This is a genomic window from Mucilaginibacter pankratovii, from assembly GCF_014773265.1.
In the GTDB taxonomy this organism is placed as follows: domain Bacteria; phylum Bacteroidota; class Bacteroidia; order Sphingobacteriales; family Sphingobacteriaceae; genus Mucilaginibacter; species Mucilaginibacter pankratovii.
In genome coordinates, this window is sequence record NZ_JACWMY010000007.1 from 53,563 (window position 1) to 75,195 (window position 21,633).

The following is a 21,633-nucleotide window of genomic DNA, read 5'->3' on the forward strand; positions in this document are numbered from 1 at the left end:
TTTTGTTGATGAAAAGTATTAGGTAATAAATTATGATAATATCGATAGGATATTAAGATCAACCCGCGTGGTTGCCTTTTAAGTAAACAATTTTTTCGGCGTTTTCTCTTTCCTCGGTAGAGCTCTTGCGCAAACCGTTGGGATAATAAAACCGCTGCCTCAAACGGGTGTTCACTTCGCCATGCTTAAAGCCCTTATACGTGCCCCAAAACTGCATGTATCTAAACCGTATAATTTCTGATACGTTTTTAAACAATACACCATCGTGGCGGGCATGTACAAAATCGCTAAAAGTATTTGCAACATATAAGCGCACAAAATCCAGCAGGCTCATGTGTTGCTTAGGGAATATTTTTTTTAAGGCTATCGCCTCGCGCATGTAGCGGTTTTTTATTTTTGATATCGATTCTTCATGCACATGCACTATAGGTGCATCGGCTTCGTAAGCAATAACATGCCCTTTTTGTTCAATTTTACGGGCCCAGTCTAAATCCTCAAGGCCGGTGAGGGTTTCGTCGTACGGTTGATTTAGCCAAAGCTCCTTCCTTACAACAGCGTTGGCGTTGTTGCAAAAAGGGTGGTCCTGGTTATAGTTAGAATCATCCGGGAACCATTTTTTAAAGATCTGGCTTTCCGAGTACTTGGTAATTTCGTTACCAATTTGTTTACCGTAAACCAGGGCTATATTCTTGTTATCAAACGGCTGGATCATTTTTTTTATCCAGTCGGTATAAACCGGGTAAACGTGCGCGCTGGCAAATAACAGGTATTTACCGGTTGCCATTTCACAACCTTTATTAAGTGCCCTGCCAAAGGAAAATTCCTCCGGCTTTATCGAGATCACCTTTGCGCCGTGTTCTAAAGCTATTTTTACAGTATTGTCCGTAGAGCCGGAATCAACTAAAATAACTTCAGTTTCGGAGTATAAAGTTTGTTTTTTTATACCTTCCAGCAGCCGGCCAATATGCTTTTCTTCATTAAACGACCGAACAATTAAGCTACAAGTATAATACATGGCAAAACCGTTTAATTGTTATCAAATTAATTGAACTCTTCAAGTGCGCTTAGGGTTTATTTACCTATGGTGTACACTTTAAAGCCAATTTGTAATAGTTTTTTCCTGTCAACCACATTTCTGCCGTCAAATACAAAAGCAGGCTTGGTCATGTTGTTATAAATTTTCTCCCAGTCGTAGGTTTTAAATTCATCCCACTCTGTCATGATAGCTATTGCATGCGCGCCTTTACAGCAATCATAGGCATTATCAAATATCGTAATCAGTTCCGAGTTCTTTGATTCTGGCCTGGTATGCAGGTAGTTCAGATCGCCCAGCACCTGGCTTTCAGAAACTTTTGGATCGTATACCGATACGTTGGCTTCCTCGTTAAGCAGATCGTCTGCAACAAAAATTGCCGGCGATTCGCGGGTATCGTTGGTGTCTTTTTTAAACGCCCAACCCAAAAAGGCAATTTTTTTGCCCGATACGGTATTGTAAAGCGTTTTTACAATTTTGTTTCCAAAACGTCTTTTCTGATGATCGTTCATGATGATCACCTGCTCCCAGTAATCAGCAACCTGTTGCAAGCCGTATGAGCGTGCTATGTAAACCAGGTTGAGGATATCTTTTTGGAAGCATGAGCCACCAAAACCTACCGATGCATTTAAAAACTTAGGGCCAATGCGGCTATCGGTACCAATAGAGCGGGCCACTTCTGATATATCCGCGCCGGTATGCTCGCAAAGTTCTGATAAGGCGTTGATAGAAGATACCCTTTGCGCTAAAAATGCGTTAGCTGTAAGCTTCGATAGCTCAGACGACCAAAGGTTGGTAGTTAATATCCTTTCTCTTGGTACCCAGTTAGCGTAAACATCAACCAAAGCGTTCAGGGCTTCCTGGCCTTCTTCGGTAGGGTCGCCGCCAATTAATATACGATCTGGTGCGTGCAGGTCCTCAATAGCGGTACCTTCTGCTAAAAACTCCGGGTTCGACAGGATCTGAAACTGAACGCCGTTACCAGTGTTTTGCAAAATGCTTTTAACCGCCTCGGCCGTTCTAACAGGTAGGGTTGATTTCTCAACAATAATTTTATCAGTAGTTGATACCCTTGCAATTTGGCGGGCGCATAGTTCAATGTATTTTAGGTCGGCCGCCATGCCTTTACCCGTACCATACGTTTTTGTAGGCGTGTTTACCGATATGAAGATCATTTCGGCTTCGGCAATAGCTTCATCAACTTTGGTAGAAAAAAACAGGTTCCTTCCCCTGGCCTCGGCTACTACCTCTGGCAAGCCAGGTTCGTAAACAGGTATGTTATTGGTATCCGGGTCGTTCCAGGCATTTATGCGCGCCTGGTTAAGGTCAACTACGGTAACTTTAATATCCGGGCATTTTTGTGCTATTACCGACATGGTAGGGCCGCCAACGTAGCCGGCGCCGATGCAACAAATTTTGGTAATCTTTTTAGTCATATGCAGTTTACTATAAAGGGCTTTTTAGTAATTAGTTAAATGGTTTGCTATGAACATTCCGGCTTATAAAGCTTAATATTTACAATTAAATTTTATAAGCCGGTTATTAATAATTAGAATCTCCTTACAAATGTCCTGACCTTTGAACCTATAGTTTCTTTTTCTTTATCTGTATAGGTGTTGTACGAGCTGTAATAGCTGTTGGTATACCCGTAGCCGTAGTTGAACTGATCGCGTTTGATACCGTTAAACACAAGTGTGAATTTAGGGAAGCGTTTAGCGTTGTCAACATCGTTGATAAATTCAAGCTCATCTTTAAGCGTATGCCCTTGCCTTATCATGTAAACTACGGCGCCTGCTGTACGTGCTATGATGTACGAATCGGTAACCAGGTGTATTGGCGGCGAATCTATCAGTATGTCATCATAAGTTTCCTTAAGCGTTGCAATTAATTCGTCGAGCTTGTCTTTCTCCAAAAGCTCTGATGGGTTTGGCTGGATAGGGCCGCAACCTAATACATCAAGCCCCGGGATACCAGAAGGCTGGATAAGCTTTTTAATATCGTGAGCGGTTTCGGCAAGGTAATCGCTTATTCCCGGGTGCTCAGGCGATAAGTTAAATACACCCGAGATCTTCGGTTTACGAAGGTCCATCTCTAATATGATGGTTTTTCTGGATGCATAAGCCAGTGTAACAGCAAGGTTGGAGCTCACAAAGCTCTTACCCTCGCTACCAATACTTGATGTAAACAGCGTTACGCGGCCTTTATCGCTATTGCCATGCAAGTGCGACAGGTTGGTACGCAGCACACGGAACTGCTCGCCGATTGCGAATTTTCCACGGCCCTGTGTTACCACAATTGGTGTTGTATCTTCCTGGTACGAAAGCTCGCCAAGGATAGGTACGTTAACCGCATCTTCAATTTGTTTACGGTTGCTAATGCGTTCGTTAAGGCTTTCGCGGGCATATAATAAGCCTACCGGTGCGGCCAGGCCGAAAAGTAGCGCCAGCGCGTAAACTATCGATGGTTTTGGCCATTTGGCTTTACCTGCGTGGGCATCATCCACAATTTCAGAATCTGAAACGGTAGAAGCGTACCTTAACGATATAGCTTCGCGTTTTTCAAGTAAGAAAGTGTAAATTTTCTCTTTACTCGCTTGTTTACGCTTCATAGAAGTGTACTCTCTATCTTGCTCAGGGATCTTTTTAAGCCCCGCCTGGATGGTTCCCTGGAAAGTACCAATCTGGTTTTTGATGGCAACCTGTGATGCCTTCATGGCCGAAATTTTATCCTTAAACGCTTTGCGCAATGCAACTATCTGTTGGTTTACAGCATCAAACATCGGGTTGGTTTCGGGTATGGTAGCCAGCATATCTGCTTTTTTTAGCTGCGCTACGGTAAGTTTTTCATATAAAGCCATTAAGCTTGGGTCTTCCAGGTGCGCGCTTGTTGGTGGCAAGGCACCGGCGTTTCTGGGGTTATCTACCCATTTTTCTATACCCTCTAAAATGCTAAGCTGTAAGTTTGCTTCGTTACTGGCTTTGATGTTGGCCTGGCTGATATCCCTGAAACCCTGGCTCTGCGATGCGATATCCGTCATGCTCGAGCTGCTTTTAAACTGCTCTATTTGCTTTTCGTCTATATCAAGGTCGCGGTCAAGCGAATCAAGCCTTACGGTAATAAAGTCGATAGCTTTTTGCGCATCCTTATTTTTAGATGCCATGGCATCCTCTTTATACTGTGCCATCAGCTCGTTAAGGATATCCTTACCACGGCTTGGTACCTGGTCTGATGTAGAAAGGTTTACAAACGGAGCATCTTTATTCTCCAGTTCTACCTTAACTTTTCCCTGGTAATCATCGGCAACCTGGTCCGGGTCGTTCACGGTAATATCAAGCGTTGCACCTTTAAAAGCATTAAAGTTGGCGGTTGGCGTTAATTTCCAGGTACCAAAATCACTTTTTATAGGGCTGCCGTAAGCGTAATCTTTATCCCCGTTATCAGCATCTACCAATGTAAATGAGTTGGCATCTTTTATAGTTACTTTAATTTTTTCGCCCTTACCGTCAATTGTGCCGGTAGCTTTTATAAATGCGAACATTAAAGGCGTTTGCTTATACAGGTCGGTTTTTTTGCCATCAATTTTAGCTTGATAGTTTACCCAAAGCTGCAGGTCGTTAACAACCTTGTACATCAGCTTTTTAGATTGCATCACCTCTATTTCGTTCTCAACTATAACAGGTGTGCTAATTGGGTCCAGCTGTGCATCCTGGCCGCTTTTATTAATTACGGTACCTTCAGAACTTGTTGGGCCCTTAAATTCAAGCGTGGCTACTATTGGGTAAGTAGGTTTTGTTACCTGTAAATAAAAGTAGGCGCCTACAATAAATATTATTATTCCCAATACAAACAAGGGCCAGTGAAATAGATATTTTTTTACAAGGTCGCTCGATGCCGAGGTGTCGGTATCGCCCGTGGGTAACGTAAAGGCTTGTACTTGAGTTTTTTGCTTGCTCATATATTATATATATATTATGTATTATCTGGTTAAAAGGATGGCAACTATTGACAAAACAGAGACTATGATACCAGCTCTTTGGAAGGTTGACCCATCGTTGGCTGCACGTTGCTCATTTGGCGTTACATAAATAACATCGTTCTTTTTAAGGTAAAAATATGGCGACTTAAAGATGTCTTTCGACTGCAGGTTCAACGGAACATACACGCGTTCGCCATCGATCTCGCGTATCAGGGTTATTTTTCTGATACCGGTTATATTCAGGTCTCCTGCCATGCTTAAGGCATCTAAAACCGTAGCACGCTCGTTCACCATTGTATAGGAGTTTGGCGATTTCACATCGCCTAAAACTGCTACCCTAAAGTTTTGGATACGAACATTGATGCTTGGTTTTGTTAAAACCGTGGCTAATTTTTCTTCCAGGTAATGGCCGGCCTCTGTTGTAGTCATCCCGGTTACTTTTATCTTACCGTAAAGTGGCAGCGAAATATTACCATCGTTATCTACGAAATATCCTACTACAGCATTTTCTTCAGAACCTGTTAAATTGCCCGTTGGGCCGTATGGGCGTTCCAAATTGTAATTAAACATTGCTGATGCTTCCAGGCTTAAACTAACAAAATGTATCCCCAGCAGGTCGCCGTTTTGAATGGTTAGTTGAGTGTAGTTTGAAATTTTCTCTCTCGAAATAGAATCCCTATTCAGATCTTGTAAATAAGGGATGTTTTTATAAGATGTACACGAAAAATTTGATAGAAGGAGTACAGCTGTAATAAAAGTTAATAAGTGTTTCAATTTCATATTTGGTAATTTAACGATAGATTTAAATTGTTGCAATGGTTTAGCATAGTAGGCAATATGAGTAATAGTTTTTTATTTAAAAAATATTAAAAACGAAATGTAGTAATAAGCATAGATTTAAGCAAAGCGAGATTTACGACGGCTGGTTTAATGGTAGGGGGCCAATAAATTGCCTGCCATTCTCGTTTGCTTTCTTATTAATTTACTGATGCGAAAATAACAAAAAATATGAAATGATGAATTTTAAAAGTTTTTTTTTGCGTAAATTATAGTTTATTCGCCGTTATGTTTACGAATTTTTAATTTTGTGCGTACTTCCGATTTCCTCATCTTTTAATTTTTAAGCAGTGTTTATGGGTTTTCCGGTTAATGTTTTGGCCAATGCCGATGATTTTGGATACAGCGCATCTGTAAACAAAGCCGTATTATTTTGCTTCGAAAACGGATATATTAACAGCGCTACGCTTCTAACCAATACGCCCGGTTTTGATGAAGCTGTACAAATGGTACGCGATAACCAATGCGTTAAAAATATAGGGATACACGTTAATTTGGCCGAGGGAAGGCCGCTGACAAATTTGGGCGACGCCTTTTTAAATGCGGATGGTTGCTTTAACCTGCAAAAAACCGGTAAAGCTTCCAGCTTTTTTACAAAAGCCGAAAAACAGGCCCTTGCAACAGAAATAAGCGCGCAAATAAATAAGGGCTTAAGCCAGGGTATAGCCATTAACCATATCGATTCGCATTATCATTTGCACACCTTGCCGGGGCTTTTTAATTTGTTTTTGCATACAGCTGGGCAGTTTAACCTAAAAATGAGGCTTGCGCAAACCTACAGGGAGGGGAGCTACCTTAAATTTTGGTACCGGCGGTATATTAATAGCCGGGTTACCGCACGCAAACTTAACTATACCGATAGGTTTGAATCGGTAGGCCATTTTTTATTGCAGGGGAGGTTTAATGTAGGGGTAGAAAGTACCGAGGTGATGCTGCATCCCGATTTTGACACGGCCGGCAACCTTACCGATCATTTCGAGGCGGAAACGATGGTAAACTGGTTAAATTATTTAAAGCAACTGCCCAACAATTAAAAACGTATATAAACATAACTGGTAGTGATATTATTGCAATTATTACATTTATGCGCCCTTTTTTACCGTTTAGGTTGCTTATTTTAGTTATGCAAAATTGTTACAATACGATGCATACCAGATATTCATGTGTTGTAAGTATTTGATTTTTAGTTATTTACTATTATTTAATGCTAAATTTAGAACGAAAATTCATTTTAGTTGTAAATTTTATAATTTTAAACCCTTGTTAGCTGTTAATTTTAATCAATAAATTGGCAGTGGAAGATTATTTTTGAAAGTTTGTTGCTAACCGGCACGGGCAGACCGATAAATGAATTTAATTGATGATATATAAAGCATTTTTTATATGTTTAACGAATGTGTTTATATGAATGGTATTGTTATTCCGGAGCATGTCAGATTTACTTACTTTTTAAAGAAAAATGGATAAATACCAAACTTTAAAATTATTCGACTATTCTATTTTTACCTCAAGCTTAGATCAATTTGATATTAACCAAAAGTCTAAGTGCGTTATTAATACGCTAAACCAATACTCTTACATCATTGCGGAGAAAGACCCTGTTTATAAAAAAGCCTTAGTTGAATCTAACTTATTGCTTCCGGACGGAATCGGAATCGTTGGCGCGGCAAAAATTCTGAAGAACGTACGCATCAAAAAAATTGCGGGTGCCGATCTGCACAATTACCTGCTCAAAAAGTTTAACAAAACCGGTGGCAGGTTCTTTTACCTCGGCTCGTCGGAAGAAACGCTGGATGGTATTCGTAAACGGCTTTCTATCGAATACCCCAATATAGAAGTAGGGGTATACTCGCCCCCCTTTAAAACAACGTTTAGCGATGCCGACAATGCCCACATGGTAATGCACATTAATAAATTTAAACCCGATGTGCTTTTTGTTGGCATGACGGCCCCTAAGCAGGAAAAATGGGCTTATGCACACAAAAATGTTTTGGATGTAAACGTAATATGCTCGATAGGCGCTGTGTTTGATTTTTATTCGGAAACGGTTAAGCGCCCGAGTAAGTTTTGGATAAACTTAGGCCTGGAGTGGTTTATCCGCCTTTTGCACGAGCCCAACCATCTGTGGCGGCGCTATTTGCTTTACGGGCCGGTTTTTATTTATCTGGTGTTTAAAGAAAAGCTTTCCCTGATGCTTAAAGGGCAAACCCAATTGGCAGATAACTAAAAAATTGCTGCCACCCTGTTTTTAAAGAGAAAAGGCCACCCCCGGGCCATCTTCAAATTAAAATCCAATAAATTTTCCCGGTAACTTTTTTGGCGGTTGCCTGTTGTGTATACATCAACCTTAATAAAACGTTTGATCATGCTGAAACCGGGACTGCACTATTATTTTGTTTTTATGCTGCTTGCAATAGCGGGCATCGGTTCCTGCGAGCCGGGTAACAGGGCTGAGGAGTATCAAAAATCCGGGCCGCTTGTGTTGCGCGGCCAGCACGATAAAGTGATAAGCTACCTGGATATTACAGGCGACACGGCCGACTGTATCCTGCTCATTAAATGCTATAACATCACCATAAAAAACTCACGCTTTAGGCATTCCAAAAAAAATGGCGTTACCATTTTAGCCGGGCATAATATAAAGGTACTTAATTGCTATTTCGAAAACCTGGCAAGCGGCATTACGGCCACCGAAAGTGAGCGTATAGATATCAGCAACAACAACTTCAAAAACATGCAGGGGCCGTTCCCACGCGGGCAATTTGCCCAGTTTGATGCTGTTTACGGCGGGGGCAACAAAATAAATTACAACAACGGCGAAAACATTGCCGGCCAAAGCGACGCGCAGGATGCCATCAATATTTATAAAACCCATGGCACTGCGGCAAACCCTGTGCAGGTAATTGGTAACCGCATTCGCGGCGGCGGCCCAAGCAATGCCGGCGGTGGTATTATGCTGGGCGATAACGGCGGCGCCTATATCATTGCAAAAGATAATATTTTGGTAGACCCCGGGCAGTACGGCATGGCCATTGCAGGCGGCAATCATATCAGCATTATTAACAATACCATATACGGCCGCAGGCAACCATTCACCAACGTAGGGCTGTACATTTGGAACCAGCACACAAGCGGTTGCGAGCTAAACACCGTTGCAGGCAATAAAGTAAACTTTACCAATGCCAAGGGCGAGCCTAACGCCGGCTGGAACCAGGGCAATTGCGGGCAGGTTGCGGGCTGGGAAGCCAACCAGTTCGGCGCGAAGATTGACGGGGCTATCCTTCCCAAACAAATTTTGACAGTGGAACAATAATATGAGCCTTAAAAGTGATATTGTTGCCGCTTTATATAAATTTGCGGTAAGCAGTAAATATTAATGCATAGTTATACCTTACAATACCATCGCTTAAACCACGCCCAATGCTTTCCATTATAAAAAACAAAGTACAGGCGTTTTGGAAGGAAGGCAACGAGCGCAGCCTGCAGGTAAAAAAGAATATCATTTATACCTTTTTAATACGCGGGCTTAGCGTATTAATAGGCTTTATGCTGCTGCCGCTTACCATTAATTACCTTAACCCAACGCAGTACGGTATATGGGTAACCATAGCATCGCTGGTGGCCTGGATAAATACTTTTGATATTGGGTTGAGTAACGGCCTGCGCAACAAACTCGCTCATTCGCTTGCCTTAAACCAGCAGGAGGCCGTTCATCGCGATATCAGCACCACTTATGCGCTGCTATGCGGTATAGCAACCAGCGTTTTTATAGTGTTTTATAGTGTAGGGCTCTTTTTTAACTGGAACTGGCTGCTGCGCGTACCGCCATCGGTAAACTTCGATCTGTGGCCGGTGCTGGTTATCACGCTGGCATCATTTTGTATCCAGTTTATATTACAGCCCGTAAACAGCATCCTTATAGCCATGCATCAACCCTTTAAAGCATCTTTGATATTGCTTTTTGGGCAGGCGCTTACCTATATATTAATATGTGTGCTTGCGTTGTTTGGCAAAGGTAATTTGTACTTGCTGGTGTTGGCGGCATCCGGGGCGCCGGTGTTGGTGCTGCTGCTGGCCAATATTTATTTGTTTGCAACCAGCCTTAAAAGTTTTATGCCCCGGTTTAAGGATGTGTTTTTTAAAAACGCAAAAAGCCTGATGAATGTAAGCGGCGCGTTCTTTTTTATACAAATAGGCGCGCTGGTGCTTTACGAAACCGATAACGTGGTTATAACCCGCGTACTGGGGCCGCAGGATGTTACTACTTTTAATATCCCGTTTAAATATTTTTCGGTAATAAGTATTGTTTTTTATATCATTATTACGCCCTATTGGAGCGCTTTTACAGATGCCTATGCCCGGCAGGATCTCGACTGGATAAAAACCTCTATCCGTAGGCTGCGCAAATTTTGGCTGGCGGCCGTGGGCCTGGCCTTTTTAATGTACCTGTGCTCGGGCCTGGTGTACAGGTTGTGGATAGGTAAGGATATTGTGGTACCCGGGATACTTTCGCTATCCATAGCTGTTTATACCATGCTACAAACCTGGATGGTGATACACGCTTACCTGCTTAACGGCGTTGGCAAGTTAAGGGTACAGCTGATACTGGTGATAACCACCGGTATAATCAATATACCACTCTCTGTATTCCTGATAAAACAAGTAGGGTTGCCCGGTACGGTACTGGCCAATATTATTGTAATGCTGATCACCAATATCTTCATCACTTGGCAATGCAGGCTTATTATGGCCAATAAAGCAACCGGTATCTGGAATAAATAATATGATCACCGCAGAAACGCGATACTTCGCGTCTGTTGGATTCTTATCCGTTGGCTACAACGCCCTTTTCTTCTTTTAGCTTACGCACCTGGAAGGTAACGCCTGTGATAAAGAATACGAGCAGCAGCGCTAAGCACGATTTTATTTCGGTAGCATCCGGGCCGGCGGCTATGGGAGCAGAGATAGGCAGCCTGGTAAGGGTTTCTACAATGGCGGGTATCATCGAAAAAAATAAGGTGCCCGACATAAGTATCGTTTCTACATATTTGGCCCTGTTACCCAGGAAACGGAACGAACGGGCGTAGATAGCCAGCGGGATCATTATTAATATCAGTACCCCTAAAGCATGCCCGCCGGTAGGGTGCCCTGTCCGCATGATGGGGAAGCCTGTAAGGCAGGTAATTACCGTAAGGATGGTATACCATTTGCCCGCGCCTTTAAGCGGGTTTATCTTATTAAAGCGAAATGAAGCGTAAAACCCAAAAAACAACGCCACTATGCTGATAGCAGTGTGAATGATCCCTAAAACTGAAAGATGATTTGGCATGGTTGTGAAGTTTAAGGTAACAGCTAATATTAATTATGTCTAATATATAATAATATTAAACATAATACAACCTTTAGCTGTAAATACCATAAAACGCCGCTTTTTTGCGACCGCCGTTTGTTACGCTGATATACTATTTTCAAGGGCATTGCTTAACTTTGGTTATAGCTGCACGACAATGGATAACCAACCAAAAATACGGCCCGAATGGGTGCCCGAAGCCTATAGAGAGTTGGGTGCTGATAAAAAGGGTGCTGCCAAGCCGGTGGTTAAAATTGTTGCGGAAAAAACAGGGTTTAAGCGGATGATAAACAAGCCAAACCCGCGTAAACTAAACCCGGGTGGCGGAAAAGGCGCTTCTACCGGCGGCTTGGACAGAACACGGGGCAGAACCTAAGTTATTAGCACAGCAATTGCTTTTCATTTACTTGCACCATCCCCCGCTACCCCTTACCTTTACTATGTGTACACAAGCAAATGGATAACCCGAAGCCGCCCCAAGATTGACCGGATAGCCTGCCCCTGGCTCATTAAACGGTTTATTGATGCCGACGCAGAAATTATTTATGTTCCGTATGAGGAGGTACTAACCCGGGCTGAAGAGTTGAACGCCATCCCCTTCGATCTGCCCGGTGTGGAATACAGCCATTACGAGGACCGCTGCACGTTTGATTACTTCCTGAAAAAACATAACCTTAAAGATGTTGCGCTGCACCGTATAGCCGCCATCGTTCGTGGGGCGGATACAGATAGGTTCGATTTCGCGCCGCAGGCCGCCGGGCTGTCTGCACTGTTTCTGGGCCTGTCGCAAAACATTACCAACGATCATGAACTACTGGCCCTGGGTATGAAAATTTACGACGGGCTGTACACCTGGGCCCGGGACCTGCATCAGCAAAAGCATATCCAAACCCCGGCAGAACACCTGCTACTGGAGGTTTACCGGAAATATCTTAAAGAGAACAAAACCAAAAAAGCCCCCGAATGGGCCACCGAATTGAAGGAACTGATACAGGACCAGTTGGATACCAAGATGTCGTTTAGCTTACAGCAGGCATCGGATGAATTGGAGATCAACCCCTCGTACCTGTCGCGCGAGTTTTCCAAGTATTTTGAGAATATGTCCTTTGGCGATTATGTGCGCAAACTGCGGATAGAGAAAGCCATGCAGCTGATGGATACTACCGCCTACTCGCTTACCGAAATTGCCTACCTCACCGGCTTTTCGGACCAGAGCCACTTTAACCGCATCTTTAAAAAGCAAACCGGCGAAACCCCTTCTGCCTACAAAAAAAGTACCCTTAAAAGTAAAAAACATCCAAATAGTTAATTGCGTACAATTTTGCGGTTGTAGCTATGGCTAATATTGTTTTTCGAGGTTAAAAACGATGGAGAATCATACGCATAAAGCCAAACCCGGTTACTCCTTAGCGGATATTACCAAGTACTTTTTAAAGCTGGGTACCTGGGGCTTTGGCGGCCCCGTGGCGTTGGTGGGCTACATGCACCGCGACCTGGTAGAAACCAAAGGCTGGCTTAGCGAGGAAGAGTACAAAGAGGGCCTCGCGCTGGCACAGCTTGCACCCGGTCCCTTGGCCGCGCAGTTGGGGATATACATAGGCTTTGTGCACTACGGCTTGATAGGGGCAACGCTTACCGGGCTGGCTTTTGTTATTCCCTCATTCGTCATGGTGGTATTACTGGGCATGGCTTACCAGCTCTATGGCGGACTGGCCTGGATGCAGGCCGTATTTTACGGCGTTGGCGCCGCCGTGATAGGCATTATTGCTATGAGCGCTTATAAGCTTACCATAAAATCCATCAGTAAATTTGAGCCGGTCGCCATGAAAAGCCGGTGGCTGCTTTGGTTATTTTATATTGCAGGTATTGTGGTTACCGTAATTACCCAACGCGAAGAAATTAGCCTGTTTATCGCCTGCGGCTTATTTTATATGCTGATAAAAGCACCGCCTAAATGGGTAAAAAAACCTGCGGTGTTACCAGCGGGGATATTGATAAGCACAGGCTTTTGGAAGTACGACGCCGGCACCTTACAGCAAATGGGCTGGTTTTTTGCCAAGGCGGGCGCATTTGTGTTTGGAAGCGGCCTGGCTATTGTGCCCTTTTTGCATGGCGGCGTGGTAACCGAATTTGGCTGGCTGAACGAACACCAGTTTATTGATGCTGTTGCTGTAGCTATGATTACCCCCGGCCCGGTGGTTATTACCGTTGGTTTTATTGGGTATTTGGTGGGTGGCTTCCCGGGTGCTTGCGTAGCCGCTTTGGCCACTTTTTTGCCTTGTTATTTATTTACCGTGGCCTTAGCGCCTTCCTTTAAAAAAATAGCCAAAAATACCAGCATTAAGGCTTTTGTAGATGGTATTACCGCCGCTGTTATAGGTGCGTTGGTGGGGTCGGTTATCATTATCGGGCTGCGGTCGGTTATTGATGTGCCGACGGCGTTGATAGCGATCGCGGCGGTACTGGCGCTTATCTATATCAAAAAAATTCAGGAGCCTTACCTGATAGCCGCTGCAGCTATTATCGGACTTATCATCAAATCCTTATAAATAGAATATGAATAAACCTTTTACTTGCCCCCAATTTATCCTTTTGTTCCTCGTGCTTACCACCTGCGCCTTAAAAAGCACGGCCCAGCAAACGCCTGCTTATCCGCGTGTGGCAGGTTATTTCAGCGTTATTAACCCCATTGGCAGCTGGAATAAGGATGGCTTTACCAGTAATTTCTCTGGCGCATATACCATTGGCTTTCCATTCGGGGTCAATATCCTAAAAAGCGATAAGTTCGGGATCAGCTTTGAGGTAGCGCCCAGCATCCGTACCGAAAAAAATGTATCAAAAGTAAACAGTGTGTTGTTTCACCCGGGGGCGATGTTCCGCTTTCAGCATGGCTTTACCTTTATTGGTCGTATGGCATTTGAAACCAACGGCCGCTTTGGCTTTACGCCCGTGTTTAACCAGCGCATTGTAAAAGGGAAAGAGGCCAGCATGTTCCTGTCGGTACCCATCCCGGTTCGCTTTGGCAATGCTTTGCCTGCCTCGATAGGCACGGGTTTGCAGGTTGGGGTGTCGTTTTAAAGTTACGCCAAAAATCTATTTAACGATTGCCAGTATTTGTCTTTATAAGTATCGAAGTCTATTGCCAGGCGGTGTGCATATTTTTGTTGGATAGCATGCATCACTTTTGAAGGCTTGCGGAAGTCTTTGCAGGCAAAGTATATTTCGCGAACACTGTCTGCCGTTTCGCGGCCAATGTTGAGGTAACCATCAAGGTCTTTTAACTCACTTGTAATTTCATCTTCAATTTGATCGAGGAGTTGATACGTGGCTTCATCAGGCATCCCATTGTTGTTTTTCCCGTCGTACTTTATTTCGATATTAAGTATCCAGGGATGCGAAGCCTTACTGTCCCAATTTAGCAGATCCGCGTTGATTATTGCTATCATCGGGTTGCCATTTGGAAGTTCTGCCTTAAAACTCGAATAATTATCGTTTTCGGTATCGCGCCTGATACCTTCATATTTTTCGATAAATTCCTTTTCGCGCCATATCAGGTACGACTTTAGTTTCTCTATAGGAATCAGTTCTTTTTCGGCGTCGTTTTTACCCATTATTTTCAGGTCATCTATCGTGGTAGCAAAGTTGAGTTCGCCCAGCATGTTATCCAAAAATATATAGGTGCCGTTGGTTATCTCCGCTTTGTTGCTTTCATTAAAGTCGGAGTGGATAACTCTGATGTGAATCTCATCGGGGTAGCCAATTACCTCATCCGCATAAAAAAACAAATTGTCCGACGCGAATTTATAGCCGGCCATAGAAATAGTCACATCCTTAATGTCAAGCGCGGGTTTTAGCGCGGTAAATTTCCAGCCCTCAATTTTTGGTGCCTCGCTTACCAATTCCTCCACAAAAGCGATATTTTTAATGTTGCCGTCGGCGGTTAATACCAATTCGGCGGTATTATCATCGAGCATACCGGTTAAAAAAAAGAAACCATCTTTTAGTTCAGCCAATTTGGGCGATAGCTTATCAAAAAATTCCGACTCGATATATTTGCCATGTTTTACTGCAGTAAAAAAATCCTTTTCGTTTGCCACAAACCAGTCCCAAAAGTTGTCGTACGATTTTATAGGCTGTTCTTTTTTACTAAATAATTTTTTCAGGAAGCTCATTTTGCAAATTGACAAGGAATAGCCAAATATAACGGATTAGAATTAAGAGCCAAAGGAAGAAAGCCGCAACAAAAAAACCAGGAGCGCTTCCACGTCCTGGTTTTTTTGTCTTGGCTCTTATGTCTTAAAGTCTTGCTTCTAGCAGCTATTCATTATTAAACTTCACCCCGTTCAGCCTCGCAGGGTTGCCGGTAAAGACAATATAAAGGTCTTCCTTACCCTCGCCACCGGTTACCGGGATCTTTAGGGTGTTCAAGCCTATGTAGCTGCCGGTGAAGCTGCCAACCACTTTACCATCTGCCGCGCCCTGGCGGATCTCCACCGTTCCCGGCGGATCTGTTGCGCGGCCGCGGGGGAGGAGTTTTAGTTCGATGTTTTTGATATCGGTCAGGTCTATCTTGTTGAATTTAAGGTAAGCGCCCGGCGTTTTTACTACCACAATGGTACTGTCGCGATTGTAGGCCATTTCTTTGGCATCGTTTGCTTGTGATGGGGTTAACAGTGAACCACGCAACACCAGCAAATTCTCGGTAGTTAAGGCCGCTGCCGAGGCCGTGCCTTTATCGGTATAAGCCGCGCGGAATATATAGCTGCCGTTATCATTCTCGCCTTTTGGTACCGAGGTAGTGTACGAGCCCGTTACCGGCATCGATTTCTGTACTTTTTGCGGCGTGCCGAGGCTCATGATATAACGTACGATACTGCCCAATTCATTGTTCGACATAGCAGGGTGGGCGGGCATCTCCGCATGGCCCCATGTGCCCGAACCACCATTTTTAATCTTATTACTCAGCGTAGCAACAGCCGATGGGTTGTTTTTGTACTTTTTGGCTACCGCGATAAAGGATGGGCCAAGCACCTTATCCTTTACCGAGTGACAGGATTTACAATCGCTTTTGGCAATGAGCGCCATGCCCGCCGCGTACCTCGCGGTAGCATCAACGCCCTGTTGTTTTTGGGCGATAGCCGTCATGTTGTACCCCTCCGACAAATAATTCGCACTCACCGATACCAGCGAAGCCGGGATCCGCTTGTTGGCCAGGCTGCCGTCTTCCTTATCGCTTACGTTTATTTTGTAGGCGATGGTTTTGTTGGGGAAGAAGAAGCTGCTGTTGCCTTTGGTAACCGTTACCGCAACAACAGGCGGCTCGTTACCGGCCTTTACCGTAAGCGATTTGCTATTGCTCGATCCCTTCAGATCCGTAACCGTAAGGGTTGCTTTGTAAACGCCCGGCATAGTAAACGTTACCGATGGATTTTGCGACTTGAAAGTTTTAAAGGGCTTGCCGCCTTTGGTAATTTTCCAGTCGTAGGTAAGCACGTCGTCGTCATCGAAATCTTTGGTTCCCGCTGATGACAAAGCCACGGTCAGCGGCAGCGCACCGGCTGCTTTGTTGGCGGTTGCCTGCACCTGTGGCTTGCGGTTGCCGCCATTATATTCTATGCGGATCAGCTCCGCTTCGGGGTTGTTTTTAAAGTAGCCGTTGCCGTATTCCAGCACGTAAAGGTCGCCCTCGGGGCCGAATTTCATGTCAATAGGGCCGCGCAGGCGCAGCTCGGGCAGAAAGCGTTCCATGGATTTGTATTCGCCGTTCTCGCCAATCTCTACTACGTTCACCCAGCCGCGTACCCAGTCGGTAATCAGCCATTTGCCCTCATAATAATCAGGGAAGGGGCGTTTGGCATTCTTAAAATCGGCCTTGCGGAAAATTGGGCCGCCAACCGCGCTATTACCGCCGGTTTCCATCAGCGGGAACTGCGCACTTACCCCCTTGGCATACCAGATAAAGGCAGCGGTGGTAGGTGGCAGTTCGGTGAGGCCGGTATTGTTTGGCGAGTGGTTCTCGGGGTGCTCGGCATTAAACAGCTCGCCCGATTGCTTGGTAGCGAAATCGTACTTGCGGTACGCTTTGTTATCGCCCACAAAATAAGGCCAGCCGTAATTGCCCGGCTTTTTGGCCTGGTTAAACTCATCATAAGATTGCGGACCGCGTTTTTCAAAATCGTCTTTAGAGCCATCGGGGCCAACCTCGCCCCAGTACAGCCAGCCGGTTTTGCTATCAATAGTTAAGCGCCATGGGTTACGGTTACCCATGGTATAAATTTCGGGTTTGGTTTTTGGCGTGCCGGGGGCAAACAGGTTACCCGCCGGGATGGTGTAAGGGCCATTCGCTTCCGGGTGGATGCGCAGGATCTTACCCCGCAGATCGTTGGTGTTACCCGATGATTTCTGCGAATCCTCCGGCGACATGCCAGGCCGCTCATCCAGCGGACTAAAGCCGTCACTCGCCCGCGAGAAGGTATTATCGCCCGTGCTCAGGTACAGGTTCTTATCCTTATCAAACAGCATACCGCCGCCAACGTGGCAGCATTCCTCGCGCTGGGTGGGTACATCAAGCACCGTTTTTTTGGTATCGCGCAGTATGTCCTTGCCCAGCCAGGTGTAGCGCTCCAGCGTGTTTTTGGCCACATCGCCGGCGGGCGCGTAGTACACGTAGATCCAGTGGTTGGTATCGTAATCCGGGTCCAGGATAATGCCCTGCATACCGTCTTCGCCCTCGCTTACCTCGCCTTTTTTGTCTACGTATTTGGTGCTCACGGCAAAGTCGGCTATTACGGTAATTTTGTTGGTGGCAGGGGTGTACAGTTTTATTTTGCCCTTGCGTTCGGCGTAGATCACGCGGCCGTCCTTCATTATCTGGAACTGCATCGGCTCTTCCACGCCCTGCGCCAGCACCACTTTAGTGAAGCGGTTGTCCTCGGGTTTCTTAGCGGTTTGTGCCCCGGCAAACGCGGCGCAAAGGGATAATATCAAAAACGCAGGCAGCGCTTTTAAAAGATTTTTAGGATTAAACATGTATGGTAATGTGAGATGATTAGCTGAGTAAATTGATTTAGCCAAAGTAGCGATTTTTAGTATAAATACATGTAACAATTTTATTTAGTTAATTTCACTAAATGAGGGTGGAATGACTGGGAAGATGAGGGTTTTGAAAAGCAGGTGCAGTGGCGTTTGGGTTAGGTTCGGCCCCGCCCTGCCTGCCGGCAGGCAGGTTTCTGTACAAGCCGCTGATAGAAGCGGGCTTTTCCGCCAATCGGGTTTAGGTGGGGGAGGTTTGAGCTATGGTGTATATATTCAAAAGTGTATATATACACTTTTGAATATTAAACGCCCAACCAGGCGTCAACGCTTGGTTGGAAACATTGGTAAGCGTCCTCGCTTGCGGGTAGCGGTGGATTAGGGAAAAGCCAAACACATCAGCGTGGACGCTGACCAATTTATACAGTCAGGCGTGGACGCCTGACTGGGCGTTTTTTTTTATTTCGCCCCAAGCCGTGCTAACTCGTGTTGCAAGTCAAATTTGAGTCCTTAACATTAAATCTTTATTTTTGGAGACTACACGCTTAAATTGTTAACCAATGCCACAGGGACAAATTGTTATCTTAAACCATAACCGCGGAATGTATGCAGTTAAGCTTTCCGACGGAAGTTTCACGGTTTTTGAATTCTAATGAACTAAATTCTGGAGATATCATCTCGGGACCGTTGGACGAACACGCTGGCTGTACTCTAAAAAATGTTACTCAAGACGAGGAGTTTGAGGCATTTGTCGAACAAATCGGGACTAGTTTAGAACAAGCAAAGAAAGGTGCTTTTTTGATTTAATTGTTCCCGCTGCCGCTAGCGCCCTCACCTGTCGTCCGTATGCAGAGCCGCTGAGCAAATCCTCCACACCGCTTCACAAACCGCAAACTCATCCTGCCGATGATTGCTTCGTGCCTCGCAAAGACGAGGCGGAGAGGTGCGTAATTTGGGCAGGCCAAACCACAAGCCCCGCCCCACCTAAACCCGATTGTACGGAAAGCCCGCTTCTACCAACCGCTTGAAGGGAAACCGGCCGCCAAGGCTGAACCAAATCTAATGCCTCCGCCGCTATGCCTTAATAGCCTTACAAATAAGCCCGGCAATGCTTCTTATTTCTATAAAATCATCGTTTAGGTTTTGGGTATTGATGTGCGAATCGGTACAGATGAGTTTTTTAATATAGCCGCAGTTTTTTAATTTTTGCAGCCCATCGTTCACAAACAACCCGTGGGTGCATATCACATATATATCGGCAGCGCCGGCGTCTTTATAGGTTTTTGCCGCGTTGATTATGCTGCCTCCCGACCGGATCATATCATCATAAATGATGACGGTTTTGCCCGATACATCGGCATTAATGGCGCTTACTTCGGTATGGTCGTCTTTGAGGCGGCGTTTGAGGATGAAAGCGGCGTTCACACCCATATCATTCGCCAGCGATTCTACCCATTTGGCCCTGCCTGCATCGGTGCTGGCCATTACAAAGTTATCGCCGCCATATTGCCGGGCCGCATCTATCACAATATCCTTGCAGTAAACGTGCACCGGGTACAGCCCATGCTCAAAGTAATATTGTATGCCTTCGGAGTGGAGATCGAACAGGTAAATACGGTTGCCCTTGTTGCTGCGCGGGATGGCGCTAAACAACCTGGCCCGGGTTTTGGCGGTAACTATTTCCTGGGATAATACCGCCCTTTCCATAGTAGAATAACCAAAGTAAGGCACAATAAGCGTTAAGGAATTGGCGCCGTAACTTACCAGCGATGATGCCAGGTCGAACAGTTCCAGTGTGGCTTCGTCGTTAACGGTGCCGCCCAGCAAAATAATGTCGCGATTTTCCACTTCGCTCAGGATGCGCTGGTAGCGTTCACCATCTGTAAAAGTGTTTACCTCTACTTCGCCGCGTTCCAGATAGCTGCAGGCCAGCATTTTTTCGGCCAAATACTCATATGCTTTGATGTGGAAAAGGATCTTTTTCATGTTTATTGTTTTAAATTGGCTTTTACCTGCTCAAAACTCAGCTCGTTAATTAATGCGCCGTTCTCAAACACGGTGTGCAGCTCGTCGGCCAGGCCGGGGTTATCCTGCTGGTTTACGGTTTTAAAGATGCCATTAATTTTTACCAGTTTAAGCCTGCCGGCCTTACTCTTTTTAAAACTTTGGGTAAGGTTGCCTTCGGCATCCAGTTCGGTGGGGTGTTTTTCTACGCCTATCTGCTTGCCGCCAACCACCGCGCTGCTGCATTTTAATGCAAATTTTTGGGTGTCCCGGTCTACCTTTTGCAGCAATGCGCCACCCATGCCCAGTACCAGGTTTTCGGCGCTGATGTTGTTGTCTTTTAAGCTTTGGTACATTACTTTAATAGCCTCGTAGTTTACGCCGTCGCCCTGTATCACGCGGATCTGCGGGGGCAGTACTTTGTAGCCCTTAGCGTTTACGGTATAGCCGAACTTGCTGAACAGGATCTCGAAAATACGCAGCACGGTCATCACCGGGTCGCCGCTATCGGGGCGGATGACGAGGGTACCTTCGCGGTTCAGGATCTGTTGTTTCAATTCCTCTCCCCAGTATTCTTCACAGGCGCGGAAGATGTTGTAGCTATCGCTTACGCAGGCAATGGTGCCTGTAGGGAAGGTGTCGAGGATGTGTTTAAATACCTCCAATTCGCCCTGCTGGCCAAGCAGCGTACAAATACTATGCTCCGTTGCCGGGATGCTGAGGCCGTAAACTTTTCGGGCAGCGTAATAGTTTTTTGCCATTACAGATGCTGCCAAATTATCGCTGCCGCTAAAGCTAAGCAAATGCGCCGCGCCCCCAAGTTTTGCGCTTTCTACGCTGCTTACACCACGGAAACCAAAATCGTTCAGCACAAAATCTATCCCCGCCTCGCTGCCTTCGGTGGCGGTTTCGGCGTAAAATTGCCTTACTACTTTGCGTACCTCGCTGCTTAAAGTAGCTACGGTGCAGGGGTACCATACCTGCATCAGCAGGGTTTCTAAAAAGTTGGTGAGCCAGTAGCACTCCGGGTCGGTATTTTCTATCGTCATGAGGGCGTTACCGGTGGATACGGTGGTACCCTCGGCAACAGCTTTTATCTTAACGGGCAGGTGGCCGTTGTACTTATCTAAAATATATTGGAACTTACTTTTATCAAACACATCATCGCGGCCAAAAACCTGTGGCAAAAAGTCGGCGGCTTCGTCCAGGTCCTGCTGGGTGAAGGCGGGCCCTTGCAGGTATTCCTTTAAAAAATATTGCAGCCCAAAAAAAACCGTTTGGTTGAACATGCCCCCACGGCTTTCCAGGTAGCTGTAGATGCTGGTGGTGCCGGGCATGTATAATTTATGGTGGGCATATTTGTAGGCATCAGCCAACAGGATCAAATTTTCGCGTTTCATG

Annotated in this window: 17 protein-coding genes; 8 read left to right on the top strand and 9 right to left on the bottom strand. The window is 45.3% G+C overall.

Annotation, left to right across the window (positions count from 1 at the left end):
- Positions 1-58: 58 nt before the first annotated feature.
- The 4 genes from IDJ77_RS14555 to IDJ77_RS14570 all read right to left on the bottom strand — a co-directional run bounded on the left by IDJ77_RS14555 (position 59) and on the right by IDJ77_RS14570 (position 5,789).
- Complete coding sequence (locus IDJ77_RS14555) at positions 59-1,015, bottom strand: glycosyltransferase family 2 protein (protein ID WP_191189703.1); 957 nt, start codon at positions 1,013-1,015, stop codon at positions 59-61.
- 56 nt (positions 1,016-1,071) lie between these two features.
- Positions 1,072-2,469 carry a UDP-glucose 6-dehydrogenase gene (locus IDJ77_RS14560; RefSeq protein WP_191189704.1) on the bottom strand — a complete coding sequence of 466 codons (1,398 nt, stop codon included), beginning with the start codon at positions 2,467-2,469 and terminating at the stop codon, positions 1,072-1,074.
- A 113-nt stretch (positions 2,470-2,582) separates the two neighbouring features.
- A complete protein-coding gene (locus IDJ77_RS14565) occupies positions 2,583-4,988 on the bottom strand; it encodes a GumC family protein (protein ID WP_191189705.1) in 2,406 nt (801 codons plus the stop codon).
- Between the two features lie 21 nt (positions 4,989-5,009).
- Positions 5,010-5,789, bottom strand: a complete 780-nt coding sequence (locus IDJ77_RS14570) for a polysaccharide biosynthesis/export family protein (RefSeq protein WP_191189706.1) — start codon at positions 5,787-5,789, stop codon at positions 5,010-5,012.
- Between the two features lie 353 nt (positions 5,790-6,142).
- Here IDJ77_RS14570 and IDJ77_RS14575 point away from each other — a divergent pair, with 353 nt between their 5' ends.
- The 4 genes from IDJ77_RS14575 (at position 6,143) to IDJ77_RS14590 (ending at position 10,628) form a co-directional block, all read left to right on the top strand.
- On the top strand, positions 6,143-6,880 hold the full coding sequence (locus IDJ77_RS14575; protein ID WP_191189707.1) for a carbohydrate deacetylase: 738 nt from the start codon (positions 6,143-6,145) through the stop codon (positions 6,878-6,880).
- Between the two features lie 425 nt (positions 6,881-7,305).
- A complete protein-coding gene (locus IDJ77_RS14580; protein ID WP_191189708.1) occupies positions 7,306-8,073 on the top strand; it encodes a WecB/TagA/CpsF family glycosyltransferase in 768 nt (255 codons plus the stop codon).
- A gap of 138 nt (positions 8,074-8,211) precedes the next feature.
- Complete coding sequence (locus tag IDJ77_RS14585; protein ID WP_191189709.1) at positions 8,212-9,159, top strand: right-handed parallel beta-helix repeat-containing protein; 948 nt, start codon at positions 8,212-8,214, stop codon at positions 9,157-9,159.
- 107 nt (positions 9,160-9,266) lie between these two features.
- Positions 9,267-10,628, top strand: a complete 1,362-nt coding sequence (locus tag IDJ77_RS14590; protein WP_191189710.1) for a lipopolysaccharide biosynthesis protein — start codon at positions 9,267-9,269, stop codon at positions 10,626-10,628.
- A gap of 43 nt (positions 10,629-10,671) precedes the next feature.
- On the opposite strand, the gene IDJ77_RS14595 is transcribed toward IDJ77_RS14590, so the two are convergent.
- Positions 10,672-11,175, bottom strand: coding sequence for a hypothetical protein (locus IDJ77_RS14595; protein ID WP_191189711.1), 504 nt, complete (start codon positions 11,173-11,175; stop codon positions 10,672-10,674).
- Between the two features lie 178 nt (positions 11,176-11,353).
- Between IDJ77_RS14595 and IDJ77_RS14600 the strand changes: the two genes are divergently transcribed.
- The 4 genes from IDJ77_RS14600 (at position 11,354) to IDJ77_RS14615 (ending at position 14,274) form a co-directional block, all read left to right on the top strand.
- Positions 11,354-11,572, top strand: coding sequence for a hypothetical protein (locus IDJ77_RS14600; protein ID WP_191189712.1), 219 nt, complete (start codon positions 11,354-11,356; stop codon positions 11,570-11,572).
- Positions 11,573-11,638: 66 nt separating this feature from the next.
- Positions 11,639-12,505, top strand: a complete 867-nt coding sequence (locus IDJ77_RS27955; protein WP_191189713.1) for a chromate resistance protein ChrB domain-containing protein — start codon at positions 11,639-11,641, stop codon at positions 12,503-12,505.
- Positions 12,506-12,563: 58 nt separating this feature from the next.
- A complete protein-coding gene (locus IDJ77_RS14610; RefSeq protein WP_191189714.1) occupies positions 12,564-13,745 on the top strand; it encodes a chromate transporter in 1,182 nt (393 codons plus the stop codon).
- A gap of 7 nt (positions 13,746-13,752) precedes the next feature.
- The gene (locus IDJ77_RS14615) at positions 13,753-14,274 is read left to right on the top strand and encodes a hypothetical protein (protein ID WP_191189715.1); all 522 of its coding nucleotides are present in this window, start codon (positions 13,753-13,755) and stop codon (positions 14,272-14,274) included.
- Between the two features lie 2 nt (positions 14,275-14,276).
- On the opposite strand, the gene IDJ77_RS14620 is transcribed toward IDJ77_RS14615, so the two are convergent.
- The 4 genes from IDJ77_RS14620 to IDJ77_RS14635 all read right to left on the bottom strand — a co-directional run bounded on the left by IDJ77_RS14620 (position 14,277) and on the right by IDJ77_RS14635 (position 21,632).
- A complete protein-coding gene (locus IDJ77_RS14620; RefSeq protein WP_191189716.1) occupies positions 14,277-15,368 on the bottom strand; it encodes a DUF695 domain-containing protein in 1,092 nt (363 codons plus the stop codon).
- Positions 15,369-15,513: 145 nt separating this feature from the next.
- Positions 15,514-18,225 carry a PQQ-dependent sugar dehydrogenase gene (locus IDJ77_RS14625; protein ID WP_191189717.1) on the bottom strand — a complete coding sequence of 904 codons (2,712 nt, stop codon included), beginning with the start codon at positions 18,223-18,225 and terminating at the stop codon, positions 15,514-15,516.
- A gap of 1,077 nt (positions 18,226-19,302) precedes the next feature.
- On the bottom strand, positions 19,303-20,214 hold the full coding sequence (locus IDJ77_RS14630) for a ribose-phosphate diphosphokinase (RefSeq protein WP_191189718.1): 912 nt from the start codon (positions 20,212-20,214) through the stop codon (positions 19,303-19,305).
- A 2-nt stretch (positions 20,215-20,216) separates the two neighbouring features.
- Complete coding sequence (locus IDJ77_RS14635; RefSeq protein WP_191189719.1) at positions 20,217-21,632, bottom strand: nicotinate phosphoribosyltransferase; 1,416 nt, start codon at positions 21,630-21,632, stop codon at positions 20,217-20,219.
- Position 21,633: the final 1 nt, after the last annotated feature.

Bases quoted from the DNA above. Each gene is read 5' to 3' on its own strand.
- IDJ77_RS14555 (WP_191189703.1), bottom strand. From the start codon at position 1,015: ATGTATTATACTTGTAGCTTAATTGTTCGGTCGTTTAATGAAGAAAAG.
- IDJ77_RS14560 (WP_191189704.1), bottom strand. From the start codon at position 2,469: ATGACTAAAAAGATTACCAAAATTTGTTGCATCGGCGCCGGCTACGTT.
- IDJ77_RS14565 (WP_191189705.1), bottom strand. From the start codon at position 4,988: ATGAGCAAGCAAAAAACTCAAGTACAAGCCTTTACGTTACCCACGGGC.
- IDJ77_RS14570 (WP_191189706.1), bottom strand. From the start codon at position 5,789: ATGAAATTGAAACACTTATTAACTTTTATTACAGCTGTACTCCTTCTA.
- IDJ77_RS14575 (WP_191189707.1), top strand. From the start codon at position 6,143: ATGGGTTTTCCGGTTAATGTTTTGGCCAATGCCGATGATTTTGGATAC.
- IDJ77_RS14580 (WP_191189708.1), top strand. From the start codon at position 7,306: ATGGATAAATACCAAACTTTAAAATTATTCGACTATTCTATTTTTACC.
- IDJ77_RS14585 (WP_191189709.1), top strand. From the start codon at position 8,212: ATGCTGAAACCGGGACTGCACTATTATTTTGTTTTTATGCTGCTTGCA.
- IDJ77_RS14590 (WP_191189710.1), top strand. From the start codon at position 9,267: ATGCTTTCCATTATAAAAAACAAAGTACAGGCGTTTTGGAAGGAAGGC.
- IDJ77_RS14595 (WP_191189711.1), bottom strand. From the start codon at position 11,175: ATGCCAAATCATCTTTCAGTTTTAGGGATCATTCACACTGCTATCAGC.
- IDJ77_RS14600 (WP_191189712.1), top strand. From the start codon at position 11,354: ATGGATAACCAACCAAAAATACGGCCCGAATGGGTGCCCGAAGCCTAT.
- IDJ77_RS14610 (WP_191189714.1), top strand. From the start codon at position 12,564: ATGGAGAATCATACGCATAAAGCCAAACCCGGTTACTCCTTAGCGGAT.
- IDJ77_RS14615 (WP_191189715.1), top strand. From the start codon at position 13,753: ATGAATAAACCTTTTACTTGCCCCCAATTTATCCTTTTGTTCCTCGTG.
- IDJ77_RS14620 (WP_191189716.1), bottom strand. From the start codon at position 15,368: ATGAGCTTCCTGAAAAAATTATTTAGTAAAAAAGAACAGCCTATAAAA.
- IDJ77_RS14625 (WP_191189717.1), bottom strand. From the start codon at position 18,225: ATGTTTAATCCTAAAAATCTTTTAAAAGCGCTGCCTGCGTTTTTGATA.
- IDJ77_RS14630 (WP_191189718.1), bottom strand. From the start codon at position 20,214: ATGAAAAAGATCCTTTTCCACATCAAAGCATATGAGTATTTGGCCGAA.
- IDJ77_RS14635 (WP_191189719.1), bottom strand. From the start codon at position 21,632: ATGAAACGCGAAAATTTGATCCTGTTGGCTGATGCCTACAAATATGCC.